This window comes from Streptomyces sparsogenes subsp. cuspidosporus (assembly GCF_039532705.1).
In the GTDB taxonomy this organism is placed as follows: Bacteria; Actinomycetota; Actinomycetes; order Streptomycetales; family Streptomycetaceae; genus Streptomyces; species Streptomyces sparsogenes.
In genome coordinates this window covers 1-3146 of the sequence record NZ_BAAASD010000112.1, presented here as the reverse complement: position 1 = coordinate 3146, position 3146 = coordinate 1, and the positions used below count along the sequence as shown (strand labels likewise).

Here is a 3146-nt window from a genome sequence, read left to right as displayed (position 1 = left end):
GGGCAGCTCCGTGAGGAGCGCCTCGGCGACCGGGGAGTCCTCGGCCATCAGCACCGAGCCGGCCAGCACGACGCTCACGGGCCGGTCGGCCCGCGTGAGGCCGGTGCGTCGCGCGGCCACCCCGGCGTACTGGGCGAAGCGGGCACCCTGGGCGCGGACGATGTCCACGGCCACCGGGTCGCCCGCTGCGGCCACCGCCGTCACCACCCGTGCGCAACTGTTCCGCTCCCGGCCTGTGGCACGGCCCTCCCGGCGCGTCAGCCAGTGGTTGAGGGCCGCCACCGTGGGCTTGCCGTAGTGGGTGAGCAGGGCTTCCGTCAGGGCCGTCGGCGGGGCGAGCCCCAACTCGGCCAGGAACACTGCCCGGAATGCCTCATTCGCCAGCCCCATTGCGCCCATGGCGTGCTGGCTCCACCAGCCCATGTCCCACAGCTCACCGGCCGGGCCGCGGGCGGCGATGGCCGCCGCCGTGCCGCCGGTCACCGAGATGCCGACACCGGAAGGGTCGCCGCAGCGGATGGCGGCGTAGCCGTCGTTGAGGATGCTCCGGCTGGTCAGGACGCCGGGGCAGTGCCGGGTCAGGGCCTGGTCCCAGTAGGTGCGGTCCTCGGGCCAGTCGATCCCGGCCAGCCGGAAGGCGGCGGCCCCGACGGCCCGGATCTCCGCCCCGGCCTGCGCCAGAGCCTCCCGCACGGCCGTCAGTACCTCGGTCACGGCGGCTTCGGGGGTGGGTGCTCCGTAGATGTCCCCGCAGCCTGAACGCCCGGCGCCCACCACCTGGCCGGAGGCGGTGGACACCAGGGCGGCGGTCTTGCTGTTGCCCGCGTCCACGCCCAGGAACAGCGTGGACGCGGGGCCTGCCGATGGTGCCCGGATCACGGCAGCAGTCGCTCCGGCAGCCAGGCGCGCTGGGCGTGGGCCATCTCGGCGTACAGCGCCTCGGCGACGGGCAGCGACGGCACCAGCGGGTTGGCCGTCATGGCGCGGACCGCGTCCGCCACGTTCCCCTCCCAGCCGGCCTTGGCGGTGAGGATCTGGTACTCGGCCAGCTGCTGGGTGATGCCGAGCACGGAGTGCGGCAGCGGCTTCTGTGCCTCGGGGTGGAATCCCTTGCCGTCCACGGTGCCCCACAGCTCGACGACCGTGGACTCCTCGAAGCCGGGCAGCCAGCCGCCGGTGTTGGTGATGTTGAAGGGCTGACGGATCGGGGTGTCGTTGTAGTACGCGCTGATCGCGTCGATGGCCAGCTCCAGCTCGTGGATGCCACCGCGGGAGCGGTCCTGCTCCAGCTGCGGGGCCTGGGAGTCGGCCTGCTCGCGGTAGTGCTCCCAGTAACCGGGCAGCGCGTCCATGATGATCTCGGACCGGGTCTTGGGGGCGAGCTGCCGCTCGCGCAGGATCTCGTCCCGGAAGTAGTAGTAGTTGAAGTAGTCGGAGGGGATGGACTCCATCGCCACCGCCAGGTGCAGCGCCCGCAGGCCGTTCACGTCGTCGGTGGGCTTGTCCTTGAGCGCCTCGTAGCGCTCGCGCAGGATCGGGAAGGCGTCCTGGCCGTCGTAGGTGGCCTCGTTGGACCAGCAGTTGTGGTTGATGCCGACGAGGTTGGCCTTGAGCTTGTCCGGGTCGAGCCCGGCGGCCTTGGCCACGACCGGCGGGAAGACGATCGGGCCCTCGCAGAAGGAGACGATCGGGATGTCGGTGTAGTCGGAGACCGCCTGGGAGACGATGTTGACCGGGTTGGTGTAGTTGAAGATCCGCGCGCCGGGAGCGACGTCGGCCAGGTCGGCGCACAGGCTCTTGATGATCTGGATCGAGCGCAGCGCCATCATCATGCCGCCCGGGCCCTGTGTCTCCTGGCCGATGACGCCGTACTTGAGCGGGATCCGCTCGTCCAGGGCGCGGGCGGTGAAGCCGCCCGGCCGGAAGCTGCTGAGCACGGCGTCGACATCGCGCAGGGCCTCGCGCTGGTTCGTCGATGTGGTGATGGTGATGTCCAGGCCCTGGTTGCGGGCCATGTTCCGGGTGAGCTTCTCAACGACGTCGAGCCGGTCCTGGTCCAGGTCGATCAGGACGAACTCGGAGCCGTCGAACTCCTCGCCGTGGTGCATGAAAGAGGCCATCGTCCCCGCCGCACGCGAGGAACCACCGCCCAGGTAAGCGATCTTGACGCGAGCCATCGATCCTCCAGGATCTGTTGGTGCAATGATTGCGGATTGCGATAAGAGATACGAGGTCAGAGCGAGGCGAACGACGCGGACGCGGCGACCGCCGCCTGGTCCAGGTAGAGCCGCGGATGGGCGCAGTCGGCGAAGATGGTGGCCGGCCAGTCCGCCTCGTATCCCGTGGCCCGGGTGAGACGGCGGGCCGCCCGGCCCTTGTCCCGGCCGTGCGCCACCATCACCACCCGCCTGGACTGCGCGCGGATGGTGCCGAGGCCGACCGTGACCCCGTACCGGGGCACCTCCTCCAGCCCCCGGAAGGTCGGGAAGGTCGACAGGTTGTCGATCCTGGTCTGCTCGCCCAGCGGGACCACCCGGGTCCGGGAGTCCGCCGCGCTGCCCACCGGATTGAAGGCGATGTGCCCATCACCCGCCCCCGAAGCCAGCAGGAACAGATCGATGCCTCCGGCCTCCGCGATCCGGCGGTCGTACGCCCCCGGATCGGCCGGGTCAGGCGCCCACAGCCCGTCCGGGGCGATCTCCCGCCCCGGGCCCGCGGCCGCGTTCAAGGGCTCCACTATCTCCTCGCGCCCAAAACGGACACAACTGTGGGGCAGCTCGGGATCGATCACCCGATACCGCGAGCCGTGCGCGTCGGACGCGACGGCCTCGACGTACTCGTCCATCATCACGATCACGACGTGGCCGAGGTCCAGCCGTCGCGTGGCCACTTCCTCCGCCAGCGCCCGGTAGGTGCTGGCGGCACTGCGCCCGCCCGGACAACCAAGCACGTACCTCCGCCCCGCCCGCGCGGCCTCCTCGATCTCGTCTGCGATCTCCGCGGCCAGTCTGCGCCCCAGGGCCTCCGGGTCCGGGAAGACGATCGGCGAAACCCGCACAGGATGTACTCCTTCTCAGCCAGCAAAGACACAGGCGAACCAGTTACGCCAGGAACATTACTCTGGTTCGACTGGTATGGGCAATGGT

At 70.4% G+C, this 3146-nt stretch carries 3 protein-coding genes; all 3 read right to left on the bottom strand.

The annotated features are described in order from the left end of the window. Positions 1-879: BadF/BadG/BcrA/BcrD ATPase family protein (locus tag ABFY07_RS42505; RefSeq protein WP_346179586.1), on the bottom strand; the 879-nt coding region annotated here is incomplete at its 3' end. Then, entirely contained in the window at positions 876-2177 is a 1302-nt protein-coding gene (locus tag ABFY07_RS42500) for a family 4 glycosyl hydrolase (protein WP_346179585.1), read from the bottom strand. The genes ABFY07_RS42505 and ABFY07_RS42500, both read right to left, overlap by 4 nt. A 56-nt stretch (positions 2178-2233) precedes the next feature. Then, entirely contained in the window at positions 2234-3058 is an 825-nt protein-coding gene (locus ABFY07_RS42495; RefSeq protein WP_346179584.1) for a 6-phosphogluconolactonase, read from the bottom strand. Between the last annotated feature and the right edge of the window lie 88 nt (positions 3059-3146).